The following is a 19,715-nucleotide window of genomic DNA, read 5'->3' on the forward strand; positions in this document are numbered from 1 at the left end:
GCCTGTCCGCCTGAAAAAGAAAAAAGGGCCGGCAGACATGCGAACATGTCCGCCGGCCCTTCCTCTATCCGGGATAAGGAGACCTAGGCCTTCTTCTTGGCCCCGGCCATCTGGTAGCGCTTCTGGGCGGAGAGTTCCACCTTGCGCAGGCGCAGGGACACGGGGGTCACTTCCACCAGTTCGTCCTCACGCACGAAGTGCAGGGCGTGTTCCAGGGTCATCTTCTTCACGGGGGTGAGGATGACGTTCTCGTCCTTGCCGGCGGCGCGCAGGTTGGTGAGCTTCTTTTCCTTGGTGGCGTTGACGTCGATGTCGTTGTCACGGTTGTGCTCGCCCACGATCATGCCCTCGTAGACCGGATCGCCGGGCTCCACGAACAGGGTGCCGCGGGGCTCCAGGTTGAACAGGGCGTAGGCCACGGCATTGCCGGGACGGTCGGCCACGATGGAACCGGAATAGCGGGTGGGGAAGTCGCCGCGCCATTCTTCGTAGCCTTCCAGATAGGAGTTCATGATGCCGGTGCCCTTGGTATCGGTGAGGAACTCGTCGCGGTAGCCGATGAGGCCGCGGGAAGGCACGGAGAACTCCAGACGCACGCGGCCGGTACCGTTGTTGGTGCAGTTGAGCATGCGGCCCTTGCGCTGGTTGATCTTGTCGGTGACCACGCCCATGAAGACCTCGTCGCAGTCCACATACAGGTGCTCGATGGGCTCCAGGGTCTTGCCGTTCTCGTCCTTCTTGAGGATGACCTCGGGACGGCCCACGGAAAGCTCGAAGCCTTCGCGGCGCATGGTCTCGATGAGGATGGCCATCTGGAACTCGCCGCGGCCCTTGACCAGGAAGGCGTCCTTGTCGGTGGTGTCTTCCACGCGCACGGCCACGTTGCGCAGGCATTCGCGGTTCAGGCGGTCGCGGATCATGCGGCTCTGCACCAGCTTGCCTTCACGGCCGGCCAGGGGCGAGGTGTTGATGCCGAAGCGCATGGCCACGGTGGGCTCGTCCACGCGGATGCGCGGCAGGGCGCGGGGGTTCTCGCGGGTGCAGATGGTGTCGCCGATGGTCACGTCCTCGATGCCGGCCACCACCACGATGTCGCCGGGCTGGGCCTTGTCCACCTCGGCCAGCTGCAGGCCTTCATAGACCTGGATCTTGGAGGCGCGCAGGGGGCGGGCCTGACCGTCTTCACCGATGCAGGCCAGGCTCTCGTTGGCGTAGATGCTGCCGTGCATGATGCGGCCCACGGCCAGACGGCCCAGGTAATCGGAGTAGTCCAGGTCGGCCACCAGCATCTGGAAGGGCTGCTCGGGATCGTAGGAGGGACCGGGGATCTTTTCGAGGATGGTCTCGAACAGGGGGGTCAGGTCCTTCTGCTCGTCGTCGATGTTGCGCATGGCCACACCGGCGCGGCCGATGGCGTAGAGCACGGGGAATTCCAGCTGCTCGTCGCTGGCGTCCAGATCGATGAACAGGTCGTAGACCTCGTTGAGCACTTCATCGGGACGGGCGTCCTTGCGGTCGATCTTGTTGATGACCACGACCACGGGCAGACCGGCTTCCAGGGTCTTGCGCAGTACGAAACGGGTCTGGGGCAGCGGGCCTTCGGAGGCGTCCACCAGCAGGATGGCGCCGCTGGCCATGGAGAGCGAACGTTCCACTTCACCGCCAAAGTCGGCGTGACCGGGGGTGTCGATGATGTTGATCTTCACGCCGTTCCAGTGCACGGCGCAGTTCTTGGCCGCGATGGTGATGCCGCGTTCGCGTTCCAGATCCATGCTGTCCATGACGCGGTCATCGACCTGCTGGTCTGCTCGAAACACGCCGCTCTGACGGAAAAGGGCGTCCACCAGGGTCGTTTTGCCGTGGTCAACGTGGGCGATGATAGCCACGTTACGAAGTTTGTCATTCTGCTGCATAGTTCTGTCTCGCTCTGGTAAAAAATCGCCCCGGAACGTTGCCGGGGCGCATGGTTTACGCGATTTTTACAACTTTGTCACCACCGCTTCCACAAGGCGGCCCAGGTCCTTCCCGGCCCGGCCGGCCACGGCGATGACTTCTTCCAGCGGCGCGGGCCGCATGCAGTCGGGCAGGTTCTTGTTGGTGAGGCAGGAGATGCCCAGCACGCGCAGGCCCATATGGCGGGCGGCGATGACCTCCAGCACGGAGCTCATGCCCACGGCATCGGCGCCCCACTGGCGGAACATGCGGGTCTCGGCGGGGCTCTCCATCTGCGGGCCGCGCACGCCGATGTAGACGCCGCGCTCCAGCCGGATGCCCAGCTCGAGCGCGCACCGGCAGGCCAGGTCGCGCAGGCCGGCGTCGTAGATGGCGCTCATGTCGGGGAAGCGCTCGCCCCAGGCCTCATGGTTGGGCCCGCTCAGGGGAGAGACGCCGGTAAAGTTGATCTGGTCGCTGATGCACATGAGCCCGCCCGCATCGAACTGCGGGTCCAGGGCGCCCGCCGCGTTGGTAAGGATAAGCGTGTCCGCGCCCAGCCCGGCCATGACGCGCACGCCCATGCAGACCTTGTCCGGCCCGAAGCCTTCGTACAGATGGCAGCGGCCCTGCTGCACCAGCACGGTGCGGCCGCCCAGACGTCCCAGCACGAAGGCCCCGGCATGGGAGGCCACCGTGGACACCGGGAAGCCCGGCAGGTCGGCATAGGGCACGCTGACCGTGTCCTCCATGCGTTCCACGAGCCCCGAAAGACCGGTGCCCAGGATGATGGCCGCATCGGGCCGGGAGGGCAGCGCGGCCCCCAGACGCTGGCGCAGCGCCGCCACCGCAAGCTGGACTTCTTCCCAGTTTTGCATAGAATTGACCCCCTCAGATATTGAAGACCAAGCCGATATGCTGTAGTAGCTCTTGCTTTTCAGTCGCAAAAGCGAACCGCTTTATAGCGTGCTGACGCCCATTCCACAAGAGCGGCACAGCACCGCCCTCAGGAGACCGCCTTGGAGACCAGCCAGAAAGACTCTTTGCAACAACACAAGGTTCTCGTCGCCAACCGCGGCGAGATCGCCATACGCATCATGCGGGCCTGCCGCAAGCTGGGTGTGGCCTTTACCGCCATCTTTACCGCCGAAGACGCCGCTTCGGGCCATGTGCGCTACGCCCGCGAGAACGGCGGCGAACGCAGCCTGTTCCGTGTTTCTTCCTATCATGACGCCAACGAACTGATGTCCGTGGCCGACCAGGCCGGCTGCACGGCCGTGCATCCCGGTTACGGCTTCTTCGCCGAGGACTTCCGCTTTGCCCGTCGCGTGACCAAGCGCGACCGCAAGATGATCTTCATCGGCCCCTCGTGGAAGATCATCCGCGAGCTGGGCGACAAGATCAACACCAAACGTCTGGCCCGCAGCCTAGACGTGCCCACCGTTCCCGGTTCCGACCGCCCCATCTATGACGAGATGGAAGCCGAGCGCATCGCCCGCAGCGTGTTCGAGTTCCAGGTGCAGCAGGGCATCAAGCGCCCGCTGGTGCTGGTCAAGGCTTCGGCCGGCGGTGGCGGCATGGGCATCGAGGAAGTGTACGACATCGACAACTTCCGCTCCGTGTACCGCCGCATCCGCAACTACGCCCTGCGCCAGTTCAAGGACGAGGGCGTGCTCATCGAACAGCGCATCACGGACTTCAACCACCTGGAAGTCCAGATCGTGTCCGACCGCAGCGGCAAGAACCCCGTGCACTTCGGCACCCGCAACTGCTCCATCCAGTCCACCGGCCTGCAGAAGCGCGTGGAAGTGGCCCCCGGCTTCGTGCCCGCCCAGATGGACTACAGCTTCGATGCCGCCAAGGTGCTGCAGGACATCGTCCACTACTCCCTGACCATGGCCCGCAAGGTGGGCTATGACAACGTGGGCACCTGGGAATGGATCGTCACCCGCCAGGGCGAGCCCTTCCTCATGGAAGTGAACACCCGCATCCAGGTGGAGAACGGCGTCTCGGCCCGCATCTCCAGCATCCGCAACCACGAAGGCCCCGTGGACCTCATCGCCGAACAGATCCGCATCGGTCTGGGCGAGCCCCTGGGCTACACCCAGGACGACGTGACCTTCGACGGCGTGGGCATCGAATACCGCCTCATCGCCGAAGACCCCGAGCACGGCTTCACCCCCTGGGTGGGCCGTATCGAGCGCTTTGCCTGGAAGGAAGAGCCCTGGCTCACCATGCTGACCCACGTGCCCACCGACACGCCTTACGAGATCCCCACCGAATTCGACCCCAACCTGGCCCTGGCCATCATCTGGGGCAAGGATCTGGCCGAGGCCCGGGAACGCGGCGTCTCCTTCCTGGACAACCTGCACCTGGAAGGCCGGAACAACGCCGGTGAAGCGCTCAAGTCCAACGTGGACTTCCTGCGGGCCAACACCGCCCGCACCCTGCGCTTCTAGCTGACGGGCCGCCCCGGCGGTCCCCTTCCATCAACGTCAAACGGCGCAAGAGATTATGGACAACACTATCGAAAAACGCATCCAAAGCCTGAACGACAGGCTCTCGTATACGCGCGACATCTTCGCCGGCAAGCACGAGGACAGCATCCGCCTGCTGGACGAGAAGCTGACCGAGTTCACCAATCGTGTGCGCAACGGCGAGGTCGAGGATCCCCATACCGAGATCGTTTCCCTGGAAGACCTTTTCGTCTTTGTGGAAAAACGCCTGGAAAAGCTCATCACGCCCATGGACCGCGTGCGCATCGTGCGCCATCCCCAGCGCATCTGCCTGCGTGACATCCTGGAGAACGTCTACGACAACTTCACCGAAGTGGGCGGCCAGGACGAGCACAGCCTCGACCCCAGCATGCTCATCGCCCGTGCGGTCATCACCCGCCGCCGCGGCAAGAAGATGCACACCCAGTCCGTCATGGTCATCGGCCAGGAAAAGGGCCACGGCGCCGAGTTCCGCAACGGCGGCTCCGTGAAGCCCTGGGGCAATGCCAAGGCCCTGCAGTACATGCGCGTGGCCGAGACCGAAGGCATCCCCATCCACTGCTACATCTTCACGCCCGGTTCCTACCCCATCGAGGACTACCCCGGCGCGGCCCAGCAGATCGCCCGCAACATCTACACCATGGCCGGTCTGCGCGTGCCCGTCATCTCCATCATCTCCGAGGGCGGTTCCGGCGGCGCCGAGGCCATCGGCCTGGCCGACAAGCGCCTCATGCTCTCCCACGGCTACTACTCGGTCATCTCGCCCGAAGGCGGGGCCGCCATCGAAGGTCGCCTCAAGGCCGGCCAGCGCGCCGCGCCCGAGCTCATCGAGCATTGCGCCCAGAACCTGCACATCACCGCGCAGGACAACCTCTCCTTCGGCTACATCGACAGCGTGGTGCAGGAACCCGCCCTGGGCGCCCGCCCGCACCACTTCGACTTCTTCCGCTCCCTGCGGCAGGAAGTGCTGCGCGCCACCGACGAGGTGGTCATCACCAACACCAAGCCGCCCATGGTCCGCGGCCTGGCCCTGGCGCGCCTGCGCAACCCCGAAGCCAACCTGGACGAGATGTATGTGCGCTGGGGCATGTCCGGCGCGGCCAAGAACCGCATGCGCGAACGCCGCCAGCAGAAGTTCCTGCGCCTCTCCCGCGCGGCCGCCATCGACAACCGTCCCTTCCTGGCCAAGAACGCCGCCGCCCTGCGCGACTGGGTGACCAAGCCCTGGATGCACTTCAAGTACGACTTCGTGCGCCGTCACCAGCGCAAGCTGCACAACATCATGGAAGAGCTGAGCAGCGAATGGGATGTGTTCAAGGGCCGCATCTTCAGCCCCTGGAAGCGCATCGCCAGCCCGGCGGAAAAGAAGGCCACGGCCAAGGAACTGACCACCCTTTCCAACTGGGTGGACGACAACCGCGTGAGCAAGTGGAACTACCTGTCGCCGCGCTACAAGGTCGACCGTACCATCACCTGCCCCAACAGCGCCTCGTACGGCTGCCTCGACCTCTGGGGCCCCGATCTGTTCGCCGAGTTCGCGGGCGTGTGCAGCCATTGCGGCTACCACTTCCCCATGGAGCCCGAATGGTACGTGCAGAACGTCTTCGACAAGGGCTCGGTCTTTGAGTTCAACCGCGAGATCGAAGCCGGCAACCCGCTGAACTTCCCCAACTTCGAGGAACGCATCAAGGCCGCCCAGGAAAAGACCGGCTGCCGCAGCGGCTGCATGACCTTCGAGGCCCGCATCGACGGCACCAAGCTGGTGGTGGCCATGCTCATGGGCACCTTCCGCGGCGGTTCCTTCGGCGCGGCCGAAGGCTACAAGTTCGTGGAGGCCGCCGCCCGCGCCGCCAAGAAGCGCTATCCCTTCCTGGCCTATGTGCACGGCACCGCCGGCATCCGCATCCAGGAAGGCACCCACGGCGTCATCCAGATGCCCCGCTGCACCGTGGCCGTGCGCCGCTACATCGAGTCCGGCGGCCTGTACCTGGTGCTGTACGATACCAACTCCTTCGCCGGTCCCGTGGCCAGCTTCCTGGGTTGCGCTCCCTACCAGTTCGCGGTGCGCTCCTCCAACATCGGCTTTGCCGGCCCCGGCGTCATCAAGGAGACCACGGGCATGGACATCCCGCCCAAGTATCACCGCTCCTACCGGGCCCTGTCCCGCGGCCATATCCAGGGCATCTGGGACCGCCGCCAGATCCGTGCCAACCTCAAGCAGGCGCTGCTCACCATGGGCGGCCGCAACCTGTACTACCGTTAGCAAGCAGACGGCGGGGCGGACTTTCCGCCCCGCCTTTCGCCGCCCTTGACGGTGCGGCCCCACCCAAGACAAACGAAAAAGCGGGAAAACCACATGATCAACATTTCCGCATTGCTGGATGAGATAAAAGCCTCCCCCTACCGCGAGATCGTCATCCGTACGCCCCACACCGGCGTGGTAACTTTCGCCGACATCAAGGAAGGCGACGAGGTCCTCGGCCCCCAGGGCCAGTGGAAGGAAAAGCCCGGCACCCGCCTGGCCACCCTGGAACGCGAACGCAACCCCAAACCCATCTGCTCGCCTGAAAAGGGCATCATCAGCAAAATCCACAGCCAGCTCGAAGGCATGTTCGTGGAGGCCGGCACGCCCCTGATGGTCATCCGCCACATGCTCACCCGCAGCGAAGTGGAACACCAGATCCTCAAGAAGGCCCTGTACCTGTTCCGCGCGCCCGAGCGGGCCAAGTATTACTTCACCCCCGAGGTGGACAAGAAGATCCGCGCCGCGGACGCCCACTCCGTGGTGGTGCGCGACGGCATGGAGCTGCTCATCATGTCGCGCATGAAGCGTGAGGTGCCCCTGCACTACAGCGGCCCCACGGGCGTCATCTACGCCGTCTACTTCAGCTACAACGAGAACATGGATGCGGACGCCCCCCTCATCGGCGTCTGCCCCGAAGACCAGCTGCCCGTCATCCAGGACGTCATCATGCGCGTCCAGACCGAGTGGACGGAAAAGGGCTAGACCGTCATGGGCAAGGCACTGCAGATCCGCCAGAAAGCCGCCGACAGCCCCCAGGGGCTCACGGCCCGTCGCTGGCCCGCCCTGCTGGCCCTGGCCCGCAAGGCTGCCGGTCCCTATGGTGAGGACGTGGCGGCCTGGCTGGCCGTGCCCGAAGCACAGGCCGAGCCCTGCCTGCTGGAACTGGCGCAATGCCTGAGCCGCCTGACCATGCGCAACGTGGACGACCTGGCGCCCCTGACGCTGGACAGTCTGCGTCCCCTGTGCGACCTGACGCGTCACTGCGAGGACGCCCTGGGCAGCTGGCAGGCCGAAGACGCCGCCGCGGGCCTCCAGGCCCTGGCCGCCCTGCTGGACACGCTGGAGGCCACGCTCACGCAGTCCGCCATCCGGCCCCCGCTGACCACGCCCGTGGCCCGCATCGCCACCGTGGACGTCACCTGGAACTCCGGCCTGCTGGAAAAAAGCTGGCCCGGGCTCAGTCTCCTGGCGTTCGGCCATGCCGGTGTGGGCGGCGCCGGTGTCCGCGACCTGCTGGACCGTCTGGAACGGGGCATGGCCGAGGACCGCTGGCCCGAGCAGCAGGCCCCCTTCAAACAGGCTCTGGCCGATGCCCTTACGCAGCGCAGCAGCCTGGATGCGGCCCTGCGTGCCAATGCCCCCCGGGCCGCCCATCGCGCCAGCGAGGCCCTGGAAGACGCCCTGACCGAAATGGAAGACAGCCTGCTTGCCGCAGGCTCCGGCCCCAAACGCAAAAAACCGTCCTTCTTCCGGCGCCTTTTCGGCCTGCGCTGAGACGGTACAACGAACAACCGTTCGAGGAACAGAATCTATGCTGAACAAAGTCATGATCATCGGTCGCCTCGGCCGCGACCCCGAACTGCGCTACACCCAGAGCGGTTCCCCTGTGGCCACCCTCAATGTGGCCACCGACGAATCCTACATGGACCGTGACGGCAACAAGGTGGAACGTACCGAATGGCACCGTGTGTCCGTGTTCCAGCGTCAGGCCGAGAACTGCGCCAACTTCCTGACCAAGGGCAGCCTCGTCTACGTGGAAGGCAGCCTGCAGACCCGCAAGTGGCAGGACCAGAACGGCCAGGACCGCTATACCACCGAGATCAAGGCCCAGCGCGTCCAGTTCCTGGATCGCCGCAGCGATGGCCCCCGTGCCGACATGGGCGGCTATGAAGACGACTATGGTGCGCCTGCGCCCGCTCCCCGCGCTCCCCGCGGCGGCAACATGGGCGGCGGCCAGCGCCAGGCCCCGCGCCGTCCCGCGCCCCAGCAGCGCGACGACGATCTGGGTCCCGCCTTCCCCTCCGAAGCTTCCAACATGGACGAAGTGCCCTTCTAGGCACGGATGCCGCATCTGGAGCATATGGCAGGGCGTTCCTCACGGGGAGCGCCCTGCTTTTTTTGTGTCCGGCGACCGCCAGGCCCGGACAGCCCCTGTTCCCCCCTTTTTTTGCCGGGATCCCCTGCAGGCGGCCTTTCCGGAGCACGCGGGACAGGCGGGGCAGACGGCCATGGCAAAATATTAGTTATCTAATTGGAATAATTATCCATCAGCACGAACAGTCAAAAATCTTTCATAAAAAATATGCAGAAAATAACAACTTATCCATCTAATAGTAAAAATTCCTGTTGACTTCCGGCAATACTTGTGAAAAAAAGCCCTGCTGCCACCGGCAAAACCCGTGATGCCGACCCGGCATCGCCCCCCAAGGAGGACGATATGAAGGAAAAACTGCTGGCTTCCGCGGCCCTCGTGCTGCTGGCCTGTACCCCTGCCATGGCGCAGGGGCTGGACGATGTGAAGCACAAGTTCGCCAGTGTCTCTGGCATCGTGCAGGACAAGTGCATGGCCTGTCACTCCCGCGGCTATGACCTGCCGTTCTATGCCAAGGTCCCCGGCATCAGCGCCATCATCGAAAAAGACTACAGGGACGGCATCCGCGCCATGGATCTCAACCAGGAGCTGGTGCAGCGCAAGGATCGCCCCGTGGGCGAGACCGTGCTGGCCAAGATGGAATGGGTCATCCTCAATGACACCATGCCGCCCGCCAAGTTCGCCGTGGTGCACTGGGGCAGCCGCCTGTCCGACCAGGACAAGAAGGACATCCTGACCTGGGTGGCCCAGACCCGCAAGGCCCACTACGCCACGGACGCCGCTCCCGAGCATGCCAACGAGCCCATCCAGCCCATCCCCCACCGTCTGCCCGTGGACGAGGCCAAGGTGGCCCTGGGCAAGACCCTGTTCAACGATGCCCGCCTCTCCGCCGACAGCACCGTGGCCTGCGCCACCTGCCATGCCATGGACAAGGCCGGCACGGACAACGCCCGCTTCTCCGAAGGCATCCGCAAGCAGCTGGGCGATGTGAACGCCCCCACCACCTTCAATGCCGTGTTCAACTTCGTGCAGTTCTGGGACGGCCGCGCTGCCGACCTGCAGGAACAGGCCGGTGGCCCGCCGCTGAACCCCATCGAGATGGGCAGCAAGGACTGGGACGAGATCGTGGCCCGTCTGGCCGCCGATGCCGAACTGACCGCCAAGTTCCGCGCCGTCTATCCTGACGGCTGGTCCGGCAAGAACATCACGAACGCCATCGCCGAATACGAAAAGACCCTCATCTCGCCCGACAGCCGCTTCGACCGCTGGCTGCGCGGCGACAAGAGCGCCCTGACCGCCGCCGAAGTGGAAGGCTACGAGCGCTTCAAGGCCTACCGCTGCGCCTCCTGCCACGTGGGCAAGAGCATGGGCGGCCAGTCCTACGAATATCTGGACCTCAAGAAGGACTACTTCGCCGACCGCGGCGGCAAGCCCCTGGGTTCCGACAAGGGCCGCTTCAACTCCAGCGGCAAGGAAGAGGACATGCACCGCTTCAAGGTGCCCAACCTGCGCAACGTGGAGCTGACCCATCCCTATCTGCACGACGGCACCGTGACCACTCTGGACGAAGCCGTGCGCATCATGGGCATCTACTGCTCCGGCCTAGACGTGCCCCAGAAGGACCGCGCCCTCATCGTGGGCTTCCTGCGCACCCTGACCGGCCAGCATGAAGGCCGTCCCGTGCAGGGCGAGGCCGTGGCCCGCTAAACTGACCTGACCGGATACGACCCGCAGCATCCCCGGCCCGGCACTTTGTGGTGCCGGGCCTTTTTTGCGTCCGGCGGGGCGGGACGGCGCCCGCCCCGTGTGCGGGCGCACGAGGCAGCAAGAATTTGTCCTTGTTTTCCGCACGGCTGGGAAAAGGATACAGCAGCAGGCCCGCAGGCCCCCTTTTCATGCTTTGGCGGCCATGCTATGTTCCTCCCAAACTCCGGCAGGAGCCCCGGCCATGATCGTGCCGGGATCTGCCAGCCGGGACGGTATGGGGCCCGAGTGCGCGTCAATTTTCACAATAAAATTTTTCTCGCACTCTTTGTGTTGTAAATCAATGTGATAGCCGTTTTCCGCTACGTCTTTTTCGTGTCGTTTCCGTGAAAAATTCGGAAAGGTGGTTGACTTTTTGTTAGATTATTCACAAGATGTAACTCACAAAGAGACGTTACGGATGCGCCACTTGCGCAACGGTATAGCAACAAATCAAATGGAGGATTTCTCAATGTCCAAACTGGTACCCCCTCATGGCGGCAAGGGCCTGGTGTGTTGTCTTCTGGAAGGCGCGGCGTTGGAAGAAGAACTGAAAAAGGCTGCCGGCCTGAAGCAGATTGAGATCTCCTCTCGCGCCAAGGGCGACCTGATCATGATGGGCATCGGTGGCTTCTCTCCCCTGAACGGCTTCATGAACAAGGCCGACTGGAAGAGCGTGTGCGAAAAGATGCTGCTGTCCGACGGTACCTTCTGGCCCGTGCCGGTGACCCTGGACGTGTCCGCTGACGACGCCAAGGCCCTGAAGGTCGGCGAAGAAGTCGCCCTGGTCCGCAAGGGTCAGGTGATGGCCACCATGAAGGTGGAAGACATCTACGAAATGACCGAAGCCGACAAGAAGTGGGAATGCGAACTGGTGTTCAAGGGCTGCGGTCCTGACTCCGAAAAGTTCTGGGAAGTGGCCCCCAATGACCATCCCGGCGTGAAGATGGTCCTGGGCCAGAAAGAATACAACATCGGCGGCCCCGTGAAAGTCCTGTCCCAGGGCGAATTCCCCGAAAAGTTCCCCGGCGTGTACATGACCCCCGCTCAGCTGCGTGCCAAGATGGACGAACGCGGCTGGAAGAACGTGGCCGCCCTGCAGCTGCGTAACCCCATGCACCGCTCTCACGAATACCTGGCCAAGCTGGGCGTGGAAGTGTGCGACGGCGTTGTGATCCACTCCCTGGTGGGCGCCCTGAAACCCGGTGACATCCCGGCCGAAGTCCGCGTGAAATGCATCGACACCCTGGTGCAGAAGTACTTCGTGCCCGAGCATGTGATCCAGGCCGGCTATCCTCTGGACATGCGTTACGCCGGTCCTCGTGAAGCCCTGCTGCACGCCACCTTCCGCCAGAACTACGGTATCAACCGTCAGCTGGTGGGCCGCGACCACGCCGGTGTGGGCGACTTCTACGGCATGTTCGAAGCCCAGGAAATCTTCGACAAGATCCCCACTCCCGCCGAAGAAGGCAAGCGCCTGCTCTGCGAACCCATGAAGATCGACTGGACCTTCTACTGCAAGAAGTGCGACGGCATGGCCTCCATGCGTACCTGCCCCCACAGCAAGGAAGACCGCGTCATCCTGTCCGGTACCAAGCTGCGTAAGATGCTGTCCGAAGGCGCTGAAGTGCCGGATCATTTCGGTCGTGAAGAAGTGCTCGCCATCCTGCGCGAATACTACTCCGGCCTGACCGAAAAGGTCGAAATCAAGATGCAGCGCGCTGCTTCCGGTTCCACCATGTAAGCATCGCCGGGTTTTCCCAGCGAAATCCTGATAGCGGGCGCCCCTTCGGGGGCGCCCCTTTTTTTGCCCTGCCTGCCCGCCTTTTCGTATTTCCGGCATCGTGCACGGAATCACAATGTTCCCTCATGCAACGGCCGTTCTTTATCAGGCAAGACTTGCGAGGAAGGCCGCCCGCACCATGATGCAGTTCTTTTTTTAGGAAAGCGTCATGACTGCAACTTGGCTCTCTTGCTCAGCAATGGAAAAAAATTTTTCTTTTTTCCTCTTTTCCTTACATAAGGATATCCTTGTCAGCTCTGTTTGTTTCCGAAACAAGACAGCCATTTTTTCCCTTTGCCCAGATCATGGCCATATTACACAACGCAACTCCCGGCAGGCATGACAAGATGCCTTTACCTGTCCGGGATTATGGAGTATACAGGGTGTGCGTCTGCATCTGCCGGACGTAGTTCCTTTACCAAGGAGAGCCATGAAACAGGACTACGGCATCTCCGGCGGCGCACTGGCGGCCGCCCTTCTGGGTATGCTCTTCTGCATCTGGACGGCATTGGGCAACGAAGTGGCCTTTTGCGTCACTGCGGGCTGCTCTCTGTACCAGGACCTTGTCATCGGCGGTCTCTCCATGTGGTGGATCGGCACGGCCGCTTTTGGCGTGCTGGCCTGCCTTGCGCTGCTGGGCGCTGTCCCGGCGGGGCACTTCCTGGCGGGACTGACCCTGCTGGGCGATATTTGTCTGCTGCTGCTCATGGCGCTGACCTCCCCCTGTGTCAGCTGCCTGGTAGTGGCCTGTTTTTTTGCCCTGACCTACTGGCTCTTCCGCCGTGCGCTGCACCGGGACGACAGACGCCCGCAGGAACGTTCGCTCCTGCTTTGCGCCTGGCTGGTGCTGTTCGTGGTCAATGCGGGCCAGGTAGTGCGCATGCAGGGCGAGGTCTGGAGCATCAGCGAGAACTCCGACCAGGCCACGGTGCGCATGTTCTTCTCGCCGTCCTGCTCGGCCTGCCGCGAAGGCATCGGCATCCTGTCGGGCAGCGTGGACGTTGCTTTCTGTCCGGTGGCGGAGAACGATGCCGATGTGGCCCGCGTGGAGCGCATGCTGCTCCTGCTGGAAGAAGGCAAGACCCTCAAGGAAGCCGTGGCCGCCTGCCAGAACGTGGAGGAGCCGGGCCCCTGGGCGTTCCTGCATCCGGGGCAGTGGGGCCTGCGCCTGCGCCTGCAGCGCAACCGGGCCCATATTTTCAATGCCGGTTCCCGTACGGTACCGTTTTTCGAGTATCACGGCCTGCCGGCCATGCTCAAAAAAAAGGCCCAGCCTCCGGCCCCTGCCCGTGCACAGGAGCCGGTCATCGAATTTTCACCGGCCGGTGGCCAGACGTTCCCGGACGCCGTCCTGCCCCTGGAGCCCCAGGTGGCCGGACAGTGCGGCGGCCCTGCGCCCTGCCCGTAGCCGCCGTCGCCGGACGATGAAAAACTTGACGAGAAAAGCCGGGCACTTTATAGGAATGCCCGTTTACCCTTTTGCCAAAGTACTGCCATGAACGTACAAAAAATTTTCCGTGAGCAGCGCGCTGTCATCGTCGAGGGGTGGATCAATGCGGTCTATTCGACCTATCCCCTTCAAACGACTGGCTTTTTGCGCACAAAGAACGATCCTTTCACCAATCCGGTGGGGGATATGACCAAGGAAGCCGCCGGCCTCATCTACGACGTGATCGCCGGCGAACATGTGACGCCGCAAAAGATCAAGCACGCCCTGGACCGCTTCGTGCGGCTGCGTGCCGTGCAGCAGTATACGCCCAGTCAGGGCCTGGGGGTCTTCTTCCTCATGAAGCCCCTGCTGCGCGAACACATCCTTCCCCTGTGCCGGGAGAAGGAAGATCTGGCGGAGTATCTGGACGCGGAATCTCGGCTGGACAGCGTCACGCTGCTGGCCTTCGATTTGTATTCGGCCGCGCGCGAGACCCTGGCGGAAACGCGCATCGCCGAAATACGCAATCAGCATGCCCAGCTGGTGCGCTGGGCGCAATCGGTGGATGGCAGCCCGGTTTCGGGCAAAAGCTAACACTCTTCGAAGCGAGGTAGGGAATGTTCGCATCATTGCTGGTGGTGGCGCTCATCGGGGCCATTGCCTGGGCAGGTTCGGCCATTGGTCTGTCGTACCTGTTCGGCGTGGTTTTGCCCTATGTGGCGGTAGTCACCTTCTTCCTGGGCGTCATCTGGCGCATGGTTTACTGGGCCAAATCGCCCGTGCCTTTCAGCATCCCCACGACCGGGGGGCAGGAAAAGTCGCTGGACTTCATCAAACATGAAAAGTGGGACTGCCCCAACACCAAGTTCGGTGTGGTCGTCCGCATGTTCCTGGAAGTCTGCTTCTTCCGTTCGCTGTTCCGCAACACCGCGGCCGACGTGCGTGAATTCGACCCTGTGACCAAGGGCCCCCGCACCATCTACTACTCCTCCAAGTGGTTGTGGTTCTTCGCCCTGCTGTTCCATTACTGCTTCCTGCTGGTCTTCATCCGCCACTTCCGTTTCTTCATGGATCCGGTGCCCGGCTGGCTGACCTTCATGGAAAGCATCGACGGCATCATGCAGATCGGCGCCCCCCGCTTCTTCTGGACCGGTGGCCTGCTGCTGGTGGCCGTGCTCTTCCTGCTGGCCCGTCGTCTGTTCAACCAGCGTCTGCGTTACATCTCCCTGATGAACGACTACTTCCCCCTGTTCCTCATCCTGGGCGTCGTTCTGAGCGGTATCTGCATGCGCTACTTCGATAAGACCGACATCGCCCAGGTCAAGGTCTTCATCATGGGTCTGGTGCACTTCTCGCCCGTGGCCCCCGACGGCATCAGCCCGCTCTTCTTCATGCATCTGGCCTTTGTCAGCGTGCTGCTGCTGTACTTCCCCTTCTCCAAGCTCATGCACATGCCTGGCGTGTTCTTCAGCCCCACGCGCAACCTTCCCACCAACACCCGCGAAGTGCGCCACGTGAACCCCTGGAACCCGCCCAAGCAGTACTTCACCTATGCCGAATATGAGGACGTTTACCGCGATGCCATGGCCGAAGCCGGCCTGCCGCTGGAAAAGCAGCCCTCTTCCAAGGCCGCCGAGTAAGGAGCTGACATCATGGCTAAATTACCTACGCCACAAGAACTCATCGCCAGCCGTCCCGAGTTTCCCTCGGAACCCTGGCTGGACATCAAGCCCCAGTTTGCGCCGGGCAGCTTCTGCTATCCGGCCAAGAAGGAAACCATGGAGCTGCTGCACATGCCCAATCCCCACGATTGGGATCCGGCGGCCGAAGACTGGAACCTGCCCGAAAACTGGGAACAGATCCTCTGTGACGCCTTTGAGGAACGCCTGCAGAAGCACCGCTCCCTCAAGCTGTTCATGGACATCTGTGTGCGCTGCGGCGCCTGCGCCGACAAGTGCCACTTCTTCCTGGGCACCAACGACCCCAAGAACATGCCCGTGCTGCGTGCCGAGCTGCTGCGCTCCCTGTACCGCCGCGACTACACCAAGCTGGGCAAGATCCTCGGCAAGCGCGCCGGCGCCCGCAGCTGGGACAAGGAAGTGGTGAAGGAACTCTTCTACTACGCCTACCAGTGCACCGAATGCCGCCGCTGCTCCCTGTTCTGCCCCTACGGCATCGACACCGCCGAGATCACGGCCATCGTGCGTGAACTGCTGCACGAAGTGGGCCTGGGCATCCACTGGATCATGGACCCGGTGAAAAACTGCTCCTTCACGGGCAACCACCTGGGCATCCAGCCCCACTCCTTCGTGGAAATCGTGGAAATGCTGGCCGATGACTGCGAAACCATCACCGGCATCCGTCCCAAGACCCCCTTCAACGAAAAGGGCCACGAGATCCTGTTCATCACGCCTTCCGGCGACGTGTTCGCGGACCCCGGCATCTACACCTTCATGGGCTACCTGATGCTGTTCCACGAACTGGATCTGGACTACACCTTCTCCACCTATGCCTCTGAAGGCGGCAACTTCGGTTCCTTCACCACCTTCAACATGGCCAAGAAGCTCAACGCCAAGATGTACGCCGAAGCCGAACGTCTGGGCGCCAAGTGGATCCTGGGTGGCGAATGCGGCCACATGTGGCGCGTCATCAACCAGTACATGGCCACCTACAACGGCCCGGCCCCGTCCTGCATGATGGATGTGCCCACCTCCCCCATCACCGGCACCAAGTTCACCAACGCGGCTGCCACCAAGATGGTGCACATCACCGAGTTCACGGCCGACCTGATCAAGCACAACAAGCTGAACCTGGATCCCAGCCGTAACGACCATATCATCACCACCTTCCACGACTCCTGTAACCCCGCTCGCGGTATGGGTCTGCTGGAAGAACCCCGTTACGTGCTCAAGGCCGTGTGCAACAACTTCGTGGAAATGCCCGAGAACACCATCCGTGAGCAGACCTTCTGCTGCGGCGCCGGTTCCGGTCTGAACACCGAAGAAATCATGGAACTGCGCATGCGTTCCGGTATGCCTCGTGGCAACGCCCTGCGCTATGTGCAGGAAAAGTACGGCGTCAACCACATGGCCTGCGTCTGCGCCATCGACCGCGCCACCCTGCCGCCCCTGGCCGACTACTGGGCCCCCGGCGTGACCGTGAGCGGCGTGCACGAACTGGTGGCCAATGCCCTGGTCATGAAGGGCGAATGCAAGCGCACCATGGACCTGCGTCAGGAAGACCTGCCCAATGTGACCGCCGAGGCCGAGGAGGAATAACAACATGTACAACGCCAAAGCTGTCATTCTCGGGATCCTCGTTTTCGCGGTCCTGTTCTCCACCCCCTTCTGGGCCAACTTCGGCGGTACCAAGGACTACAAGCGTCCTGCCATCGTCCTGCCCCAGAATGAAAAGGAATGCGTGGAACCCGTCGAGTTCATGCGCGCCGAGCACATGTACCTGCTCAACGAATGGCGCGATCAGGCCCTGCGCTATGAGAACCGCACCTATGTGTCGTCCACCGGCAAAAAGTGGACCATCAGCCTGCAGAACACCTGCCTGAAGTGCCACAGCAACTACGAAGAGTTCTGCGACAAGTGCCACGTGTCCAACAGCGTCGATCCTTACTGCTGGACCTGCCACATTCTTCCCAAGGGGAACAAGTAATGAACAAAAGCAGAAGATCCTTTCTGAAGGTGGCGGGCCTCTCGGTCTTTGCCCTGAGCAGCGGCCTGGCCACCATGGCCGGCTCTGCCCAGGCCGGTGCGCGCATCGGCTCCTATGAACCCAACGCCAAGGCCCTGAAGGCCAAGCGCTGGGCCATGGTCATCGACACCCGCGCCTTCAAGAACGCCAAGGAATACGCTCCCATCATCGAAGCCTGCCACAAGGCCCACAACGTGCCCACCATGGAAGGCCATCAGGACATCAAGTGGATGTGGCTCGAAAAGTTCGACCACGCCTTCCCCGACGACCTGAACGAACACCTGACCTCCCGTGTGAAGGATGCCAGCTATCCCCTGCTGTGCAACCACTGCACCAACCCGCCGTGCGTGCGCGTGTGCCCCACCCAGGCCACCTATCAGATGGAAGACGGCATCATCGCCATGGACTACCATCGCTGCATCGGCTGCCGTTTCTGCATGGCCGGCTGTCCCTTCGGCGCCCGCTCCTTCAACTTTGTGGATCCCCGCAAGTACCTGAGCGATCCCGTGCCGAACCCCGCCTACCCCACCCGCATGATCGGTGTGGTGGAAAAATGCACCTTCTGCGCCGAGCGCCTGGCCGTGGGCCAGATGCCCGCCTGCGTGGAAGCTGCCGGCGGCCGCATCCTCTTCGGCGATCTCAACGATCCCAAGTCCGATGTGTGCAAGGCCCTCGCCTCCAACTACAGCATTCGCCGCAAGCCCAATCTGGGCACCCAGCCCGGCGTTTACTACCTCATCTAGGGAGAACAGGCCATGCTTGAAAAATTGCTTACCGGTCCCAAGACCTACTACCTGTGGCTGCTCTTCCTGCTCGCAGTCATCGCCGGTTGCGGCCTGGTCTACCTGCAGCAGCTGCAGGAAGGCCTCTCCATCACCGGCATGAGCCGCGATGTCTCGTGGGGCCTCTACATCTCGCAGTTCACCTATCTTGTGGGTGTGGCCGCTTCCGCCGTTATGCTGGTGCTGCCCGCCTACTTCCACCACTACAAGAAGTTCAAGCGCATGATCATCTTCGGTGAATTCATGGCCATCTCGGCCGTGGTCATGTGCGCCCTCTTCATCGTGGTGGACCTGGGCCAGCCCCAGCGCATGATGAACGTGCTGCTGCATCCCACGCCCAATTCGGTCATGTTCTATGACATGATCGTGCTCATCGGCTACCTGACCCTCAACGCCGTCATCGGCTGGGTCACCCTGGAAGCCGAGCGCCATGACGTGGAACCGCCCAAGTGGATCAAGCCCCTGATCTACCTCTCGATCCTGTGGGCCTTCTCCATCCACACCGTGACCGCCTTCCTGTACGCCGGCATCCCCGGCCGCCATTACTGGCTGACCGCCATCATGGCCGCCCGCTTCCTGTCCTCGGCGTTCTGCTCCGGTCCCGCCATCCTGCTGCTGCTGATCTTCATCGTGCGCCGCCTCACCGGCTTCGATCCCGGCCGCGACGCCATCAAGACCCTGACGACCATCATCACCTATGCCATGTGCATCAACGTGTTCTTCTACCTGCTGGAAGTCTTCACCGCGTTCTACAGTGGCATCCCCGGTCATCAGCATCCCCTGGTCTTCCTGTTCGCTGGTCATGAAGGCCACGTTTCCTGGGTGACCAACTGGATGTGGGCCGCTGTGGTCATGGCCGCCGCTTCCCTGATCATCCTGATCCCGCCGCAGTGGCGTACCGGCCCCCTGCTGCCCCTGGCTCTGGTGCTGCTGGTTGCCGCTTCCTGGATCGACAAGGGCCTCGGCCTGCTCATCGGTGGTTTCACTCCCAACATGTTTGAGACCGTCACCGAATACGCCCCCACCGGCCGTGAGATCATCGTGGCCTTGGGCGTGTACGCCGTGGGCGCCCTGGTGCTCTCCCTGCTCTGGAAGATCGCCCTGGGCGTGAAGCGCGAAACCGGTCACTTCAGCGACTAGTTTCACGATCCCGCACTCCAAAGGCCCCGTGTTCGCACGGGGCCTTTTTTGTTGCCCGGGGCCTCCGCATGAGCGAGGCCGCCCCCCTTACCTGAAAGGACAGCACGGCCACCCCGCCGGACGGCGGCCATGCCTCTCACGGGTCTGCCCGCTCCCCTGAACGCACGGCCTGATGCCGGGACTCATGCCTTCTCATCCTGCCCGCACCAGGCGTTCCGGGGGCGGTCGTGAGGGGCGCCCCGGCAGCTTTTACGGGCATCCGGGCAAGGCTCTCCCCGCAGGCCAGGGCATCGTTTCCAGCCCCTTTTG

At 62.8% G+C, this 19,715-nt stretch carries 16 protein-coding genes; 14 read left to right on the plus strand and 2 right to left on the minus strand.

All coding sequences use genetic code 11. The features are described 5' to 3' along the window. Positions 1-83: 83 nt before the first annotated feature. Both typA and ACQRCJ_RS04610 read right to left on the minus strand, forming a co-directional pair. On the minus strand, positions 84-1,913 hold the full coding sequence (gene typA / locus ACQRCJ_RS04605) for a translational GTPase TypA (protein WP_168934940.1): 1,830 nt from the start codon (positions 1,911-1,913) through the stop codon (positions 84-86). A 66-nt stretch (positions 1,914-1,979) separates the two neighbouring features. Then, positions 1,980-2,810 carry a purine-nucleoside phosphorylase gene (locus ACQRCJ_RS04610; protein WP_168934939.1) on the minus strand — a complete coding sequence of 277 codons (831 nt, stop codon included), beginning with the start codon at positions 2,808-2,810 and terminating at the stop codon, positions 1,980-1,982. Between the two features lie 141 nt (positions 2,811-2,951). Between ACQRCJ_RS04610 and ACQRCJ_RS04615 the strand changes: the two genes are divergently transcribed. From ACQRCJ_RS04615 to dsrP, 14 genes are all read left to right on the plus strand, one after another. Then, a complete protein-coding gene (locus ACQRCJ_RS04615) occupies positions 2,952-4,391 on the plus strand; it encodes a biotin carboxylase N-terminal domain-containing protein (protein WP_006007747.1) in 1,440 nt (479 codons plus the stop codon). Between the two features lie 55 nt (positions 4,392-4,446). After that, positions 4,447-6,690 carry a carboxyl transferase domain-containing protein gene (locus ACQRCJ_RS04620; RefSeq protein WP_168934938.1) on the plus strand — a complete coding sequence of 748 codons (2,244 nt, stop codon included), beginning with the start codon at positions 4,447-4,449 and terminating at the stop codon, positions 6,688-6,690. 93 nt (positions 6,691-6,783) lie between these two features. Further along, the gene (locus ACQRCJ_RS04625) at positions 6,784-7,434 is read left to right on the plus strand and encodes a biotin attachment protein (protein WP_204625792.1); all 651 of its coding nucleotides are present in this window, start codon (positions 6,784-6,786) and stop codon (positions 7,432-7,434) included. Positions 7,435-7,440: 6 nt separating this feature from the next. Continuing rightward, on the plus strand, positions 7,441-8,226 hold the full coding sequence (locus ACQRCJ_RS04630; protein ID WP_168934936.1) for a hypothetical protein: 786 nt from the start codon (positions 7,441-7,443) through the stop codon (positions 8,224-8,226). Between the two features lie 37 nt (positions 8,227-8,263). Beyond that, positions 8,264-8,788 carry a single-stranded DNA-binding protein gene (locus ACQRCJ_RS04635; protein WP_006007739.1) on the plus strand — a complete coding sequence of 175 codons (525 nt, stop codon included), beginning with the start codon at positions 8,264-8,266 and terminating at the stop codon, positions 8,786-8,788. Positions 8,789-9,169: 381 nt separating this feature from the next. Beyond that, positions 9,170-10,531 carry a cytochrome c peroxidase gene (locus tag ACQRCJ_RS04640; protein ID WP_427799413.1) on the plus strand — a complete coding sequence of 454 codons (1,362 nt, stop codon included), beginning with the start codon at positions 9,170-9,172 and terminating at the stop codon, positions 10,529-10,531. A gap of 508 nt (positions 10,532-11,039) precedes the next feature. Then, positions 11,040-12,311, plus strand: coding sequence for a sulfate adenylyltransferase (gene sat, locus ACQRCJ_RS04645; protein WP_168934934.1), 1,272 nt, complete (start codon positions 11,040-11,042; stop codon positions 12,309-12,311). A 469-nt stretch (positions 12,312-12,780) separates the two neighbouring features. Next, the gene (locus ACQRCJ_RS04650) at positions 12,781-13,758 is read left to right on the plus strand and encodes a hypothetical protein (protein ID WP_303931001.1); all 978 of its coding nucleotides are present in this window, start codon (positions 12,781-12,783) and stop codon (positions 13,756-13,758) included. An 87-nt stretch (positions 13,759-13,845) separates the two neighbouring features. Beyond that, positions 13,846-14,373 carry an RsbRD N-terminal domain-containing protein gene (locus ACQRCJ_RS04655; RefSeq protein ID WP_168934932.1) on the plus strand — a complete coding sequence of 176 codons (528 nt, stop codon included), beginning with the start codon at positions 13,846-13,848 and terminating at the stop codon, positions 14,371-14,373. A 23-nt stretch (positions 14,374-14,396) separates the two neighbouring features. Beyond that, the gene (gene dsrM, locus ACQRCJ_RS04660; RefSeq protein ID WP_168934931.1) at positions 14,397-15,419 is read left to right on the plus strand and encodes a sulfate reduction electron transfer complex DsrMKJOP subunit DsrM; all 1,023 of its coding nucleotides are present in this window, start codon (positions 14,397-14,399) and stop codon (positions 15,417-15,419) included. A gap of 12 nt (positions 15,420-15,431) precedes the next feature. Next, on the plus strand, positions 15,432-17,057 hold the full coding sequence (dsrK, locus tag ACQRCJ_RS04665) for a sulfate reduction electron transfer complex DsrMKJOP subunit DsrK (protein WP_204625787.1): 1,626 nt from the start codon (positions 15,432-15,434) through the stop codon (positions 17,055-17,057). 4 nt (positions 17,058-17,061) lie between these two features. Beyond that, complete coding sequence (gene dsrJ / locus ACQRCJ_RS04670; RefSeq protein ID WP_006007724.1) at positions 17,062-17,445, plus strand: sulfate reduction electron transfer complex DsrMKJOP subunit DsrJ; 384 nt, start codon at positions 17,062-17,064, stop codon at positions 17,443-17,445. Continuing rightward, complete coding sequence (gene dsrO, locus ACQRCJ_RS04675) at positions 17,445-18,227, plus strand: sulfate reduction electron transfer complex DsrMKJOP subunit DsrO (RefSeq protein ID WP_006007722.1); 783 nt, start codon at positions 17,445-17,447, stop codon at positions 18,225-18,227. The genes dsrJ and dsrO overlap by 1 nt, the downstream gene beginning before the upstream one ends. Before the next feature lie 12 nt (positions 18,228-18,239). Beyond that, entirely contained in the window at positions 18,240-19,406 is a 1,167-nt protein-coding gene (gene dsrP, locus ACQRCJ_RS04680) for a sulfate reduction electron transfer complex DsrMKJOP subunit DsrP (RefSeq protein ID WP_006007720.1), read from the plus strand. Positions 19,407-19,715: the final 309 nt, after the last annotated feature.

The organism is Desulfovibrio sp. SGI.102, from assembly GCF_050314315.1.
Classification (GTDB): Bacteria; Desulfobacterota; Desulfovibrionia; order Desulfovibrionales; family Desulfovibrionaceae; genus Desulfovibrio.